The following is a 5,482-nucleotide window of genomic DNA, read 5'->3' as shown; positions in this document are numbered from 1 at the left end:
ATCTGATAAAATATGACGCTGGTGTTCCAAAGACTGTTGAACTTCCTGTTCCTCCAGCGAGTTATATGAACGATGGTGAAATTGTTATGAGAATAACAAAAATCCGTGGTGAATTTGCGATGTGCCATAAAGGGAATTTATATGAGTTTGAGGAAGAAGAACAAGGCGGACCTCAGGCAGTTATGAGCACACCACTGAATCTTGAATTCGGTCTCAAAGTTCTGCCGAATATCTTTACCCACAATACACGAATACAATATTCTGTTCCTACAAGGCAATGCATTAAACTTACTGTTTACGATGCAGCAGGCAGAAAGGTAAAAACCATTGTAGAAGGAAATGCCGACCCCGGTACATACTCATACAATCTTGAGTCTTCATCTCTTAGTTCCGGCGTCTACTTCCTGGTACTTAAAGGTGAAAAAGAATCCAGAAACGCCAAGGTGTTGATTGTAAGATAGTAAATAGTGGGGGGCAGAATCACATTATTCTGCCCCAATTGCTTTGGAGGTAGAGTGATATTATTATTTCTATTAACCACATTGACCAGAGAGATAATTGCTGCTGATAGTCACCACATTGACGCTTCAATAGCCTTGGATTCCACCGGTAATTCCTACATCCTTGTCTTTAAAGGCTTCCAGTCCCTACACACAGGCTATCTACACCTATATTATAAAAACAATGGTAATTGGCTGGTTGACACTATTGAATCCAATAACGTAGTATATGAAGGTGACCTTGTAATTAGCAGAGATGGCTGTGTCTGGTGTAGTTACACATTACATTGTGATACCATATCTTACTTTATAGTCGCCCACAGAGATTCTATAGGTTGGATTAAAGATACTGTGGGAATAAGAACATCAAATCAAGCCGCTAGTTTTTGGGGATCAATGATTACCACCGATTCCTCTGGGGTTCCCCATATTACCTACATCGCCTGGGCAACTTTTGATCCGGAAAAGCAGGTTGTATATCATACTTTTCTAAAAGATTCAATCTGGCAAAAGGAAATTGTAGATTCCTGCTACAATGCAAGCCCAATAGGAAGCACCATGGATATTGATACACAAAATCACATTCATATGAGTTATTTTTTAATAAATCCGTCCGGCGTCAAGTTGATGTATACCCAGAAGATTGAGAGCAATTGGTATTATACAATAATTGATTCTATGTACTATCCTCCATATTCTGCAGCGTCAATAAAAATCAATCCGGTCTCGGATTTTCCAAGCGTCGTTTATCAACATACGGATCCCTACGAATTGCTATACAAATACTACAACGGCACATCCTGGATTACTGACGTAGTTCACCCACTATCTATTATTAACTCAGAAAAGGCGTTGGATTTTGATTCATTGGGAAATCCCCGTCTCTCTTGCGATACTCCGACTGGCTCTTGTATTGCTTATAAAGATAGCCTGGGTTGGCATGAAATTCCTTTTCCTCCATTACCGCCACCTTTGAACGACTATTATGCTGGTGGGTTACGAGTCGGCCCCCATGGCACAATCCATACAGTAGCTCGGGCTGTTGATTGGAATACCTTTTATAATGAAATTCATTATATTTATGGCACTATTGAACCGGGGATTGAAGAAGATGAAAGATTAAAGGTAAAAGGTGAAAGGTTGAACTTGATGGTCTGGCCAAATGCGGTGAGGGACAATGCTCAAATTCAATGTGCGATTCCTGAAAGGCAGCGAATTAGCCTGAATCTTTATGATATTGTCGGCAGGAAGGTTAAAACGATTACCGAAGGCACTGTTGATACTGGTGTCTATTCTTATAGATTAGATTCATCCGACCTCGGTTCCGGTGTCTATTTCGTAATCCTTGAAGGCGAAAGAGAAAGCAAGCGGGAAAAAATCTTGATTGTAAGATAATAAGAGAGCGTGGGGCTTCCTGAGCAAAAGTAGGAAGCCAACGAATAAAAGGAGGCGTATATGTTGCTATTTCTGCTTTCTGCCTGGACCGTAGAAATAGTTACCGCCACCACCTCTCCACCTGATTTTTTGTGCCCTGTCATAGTGTTGGATTCGCTGGAAAATCCTTATATTCTTGTCCCAAGGAGAAGAACGGCACAGACTAATTATCTTTTGCTATTCTCAAAAGAAGGAGGAATGTGGGTTGCTGACACTTTCGAATTTAATCAAAGCGTACTGCATCCTTATTCTTTAGATATGGCGATTGATTTAGATAATCGTGTTACAGTTGTTTATACAATTTATCAACCAAGGGCTATTATCATCGCTCAAAAAAATAATTCTGGTTGGTTAAAAGACACTATTGATACCTGCTGGTCATCATGGAATTCAATTGCAATTACTTCTTCGGGTGTTCCTCATATTGTTTATCAACCCTCTGGTTTGATCTATGCATTCCGTATGGATAGCCTAATTTGGCAAAAAACATTGGTCGACAGCTATATTTATACAGAATCGGGCTGTGCTATTGATTTAGATGAACAAAATCAACCACATATTAGTTATTTCAAGATGGCGAGCAATATGGGTGATAATCTGTGGTATGCTACAAGAATCGGCAATCAGTGGTACTGTATAGAAATTGACACACCCAATGTCCCAAATTGGAATGCTACTTTAATACATCATGGGCTTGATAATCTACCTCACATTGTCTACACTCCTTCTGCTGGAATGTGGTATGCCTACAATGACAGCGTTTGGCATAGTGAATATCTTGGAAGTGGTCAAATCTATTCTCAGAAATCATTAGATTTAGATTGCCTGGGCCAACCATACATTCTCTCTACAATTAGTAACCTTACCTTGCTTACTTATAAAGATTTCACTGGTTGGCATTCTGAAGAGTTGCCTCTTACGCCAACAACGACGAAAGGTCGTGCGGGTTCACTATTCATAGGAAGAGACGATATTATTCACATTGCGAGGTTCGCTACCGATAGTAACTATCCACCTTATTGCGAAATCCACTATATCTATGGCAGACCGGAAGGGATTGAAGAGAGGAAAAGGTTGAAGGTGGAAGGTAAAGGGTTAAAGTTGATGGTTTTGCCAAGTATTGTCAGGGATAATGCTCAAATTCAATACACCATTCCTGAAAGACAGAGAATCAGTTTAGACCTCTACGACATAATCGGCAGGAAGGTCAAAACGATTGCTCAAGGCTGTGTTGAACCAGGAATTTACTCTTACCGATTCGACTCATCCGACCTCAGTTCAGGTGTCTATTTCTTGGTCCTTGAAAGCGAAAGAGAATCAAGAACAAGGAAGTTGTTGATTGCAAGATAATATGTTATCATTTTATCATTTCTACAATTGTAGAAATGATAAATTCAAAAATTTGGAGCAAGGATACTACAAATTAAACTGGGATGGAACTGATGATACGGGTAGAAAACTTAGTGAAGGTGTTTACTTTATTCGGCTGGATAATCAGGAAAAAGTTAAAACTCAGAAAGTTATTATAATGAGATGATTGATTAACGGGGCTCTCAATTTTCATTGAGAGCCCCGCAAATGGAGGTAGTTATGAATACCGACCAAAAATTCACTCTTATAATTTTTGCAACCATTGTCCCAATCATCACCTTTGCCCAGATTGAAAGGTGGGTCTATAGATACGATAGTGACAAAGGCAGTGCATCTTGCCTTCTTTACGGTGCTGATGGAAATTTATATGCAGGCGGCTATACCGTAAATCCCAACACCGCTTACGATTTTACAATCATCAGTCTATCCAATTCTGGTTTGGAGCGGTGGGTTTATAAATATTTGACAATAGCGCGCAATCGGGATGAATGCCGCTCAATTTGTTACGGTAATGATGGTAATATCTATACTACAGGTAATTGCACCACCAGCGATTCTGTATTACATCTCACGATCATAAGCCTTACTCCGGATGGCGCTGAGCGATGGGTCTATCAATATAGTGAGAGTAGTGAAGCAAATGGAATATGCTACGATGGGGATGGGAATATATATGCAGTGGGGAGTACTCAAGATAAGAAGATCCTGGTAGTGAGCGTGGCTGCAAATGGTGCTGAAAGATGGAGTTATATATATCCTACCCCTTCTGCAGAATCAGAACCCGGCAGGTCAGTTATTTGTGGTCCTGATGGAAACATCTATGTTGTGGGATATAGTGGTCCTCCATACAATACTGATGTTACTGTAATATGCCTTACCCCATCCGGTTCAGAACGATGGGTCTATCTCTATAATGGACCGGATAACTACTATGACTTTGGGTGTGATATTATCTACGCCCCAGACGGAAACCTTTACATATTTGGGAGTACCTGTTATTTTGTACCACCGGGTTATACATATTGGAATGGGCTTGCAATTTCGTTAACAAGTTCTGGAGTAGAGCGATGGACATATGTGTCGCAGACTGATCCAAGTTGGTTTAATAAGGGCGTTTATGGTGCCGATGGGAATCTTTATATGGCCGGTCTTGCTGGCTGGGATATCTTGCATTTCCTTGTTGAGAGTATTTCCGATGCTGGCACTTATAGGTGGACTTATGTTGATAATTTTAATAGCCTCTGGTGGAGTTGGACAACCTCACTTGCTTATGGAGATGATGGGAAAATCTATGTGGGTGGTAGGACTTCTACTTCTGACAGTGGTTATTTTGTCGTCAGGAAGTTTGCGGCTGATAGCACCTTACTCTGGACATATCTAAATAACCCACCGTCCGAAGATTGGGGTGTTTCAGCCAATGCTGTTGTCTATGGTCTTGATGGAAATATATACACTGCGGGAGCGACCTGGGATAGCCTCACTGGCACAGATTTTACCGTAATTAGCCTGAGTTCAACCGGGATTGAAGAAAGTAAAAGGTTGAAGGTGGAAGGTGAAAAGTTGGAGTTGATTGTTTTGCCCAATGTGGTCAGGAAAGATGCTAAAATCCAGTATGTGCTTTCTAAAAGACAGCGAATAAGTTTAAATCTTTACGATGTTGCGGGCAGAAGAATTAAGACAATTGTAGATGGTATTCTTGAGCCCGGTCTCTATTCTTGTAATTTCAGCCTCTCTGAACTTAGTTTTGGTGTCTACTTCCTAATCCTTGAAGGCCTGCATGAGTCAAAGACAGAGAAGTTGTTGATTGTGAGATAAAGAAATTTTCAAATGGATTTTTCTGATTCTCATTTCATCATTTCAACAATTGTAAAAATGATAATCTATGACCCGGGATGCAAAAAGGCATTTGAGGAAAATCCAGAGAAATATTTGAAAGAAATAGAAGAGGATAAGTAATAGTTAATGGGTTTGGGTTGGGATGCTGGATATTTAAATACCTAAAGTCCAAAAACTTGTCCTGATGGAAATCAGGATGCCTAAATCCCTAAATTTTTTGAAGTCAATGGTTAGGCGTTGTACGTTGTTGCTGCCTGTATTGTCAAAAGGTAAATGGTAATTGTTTTGAGTATGGGATTTTCTTGGGATTTGGTGCTTGGGATTTGGAATTTACTTTAGAA

6 protein-coding genes are annotated in these 5,482 nt (G+C 40.1%); all 6 read left to right on the top strand.

From position 1 onward, the window contains the following. Window positions 1-461: T9SS type A sorting domain-containing protein (locus tag ABIL39_12270; GenBank protein MEO0166902.1), on the top strand; the 461-nt coding region annotated here is incomplete at its 5' end. Between the two features lie 54 nt (window positions 462-515). Further along, window positions 516-1,895: a T9SS type A sorting domain-containing protein gene (locus ABIL39_12265; GenBank protein ID MEO0166901.1), complete on the top strand. Its 1,380-nt coding sequence runs from the start codon at window positions 516-518 to the stop codon at window positions 1,893-1,895. Window positions 1,896-1,955: 60 nt separating this feature from the next. Next, window positions 1,956-3,284: a T9SS type A sorting domain-containing protein gene (locus tag ABIL39_12260; protein ID MEO0166900.1), complete on the top strand. Its 1,329-nt coding sequence runs from the start codon at window positions 1,956-1,958 to the stop codon at window positions 3,282-3,284. Between the two features lies 1 nt (window position 3,285). Next, window positions 3,286-3,471 (top strand): hypothetical protein, encoded by a 186-nt coding sequence (locus tag ABIL39_12255; GenBank protein ID MEO0166899.1) that lies wholly within the window; start codon window positions 3,286-3,288, stop codon window positions 3,469-3,471. Window positions 3,472-3,524: 53 nt separating this feature from the next. Next, window positions 3,525-5,120, top strand: a complete 1,596-nt coding sequence (locus ABIL39_12250) for a hypothetical protein (protein MEO0166898.1) — start codon at window positions 3,525-3,527, stop codon at window positions 5,118-5,120. 12 nt (window positions 5,121-5,132) lie between these two features. After that, entirely contained in the window at window positions 5,133-5,261 is a 129-nt protein-coding gene (locus tag ABIL39_12245) for a hypothetical protein (protein ID MEO0166897.1), read from the top strand. The last annotated feature ends 221 nt before the right edge of the window (window positions 5,262-5,482 follow it).

The organism is candidate division WOR-3 bacterium (genome assembly GCA_039802205.1).
GTDB lineage: Bacteria > Hydrothermota > Tepidihabitantia > SM23-42 > JAOAFX01 > JAOAFX01.
Note: the sequence above shows the minus strand (reverse complement) of the source record. Positions and strands in the feature narration are given on the sequence as shown.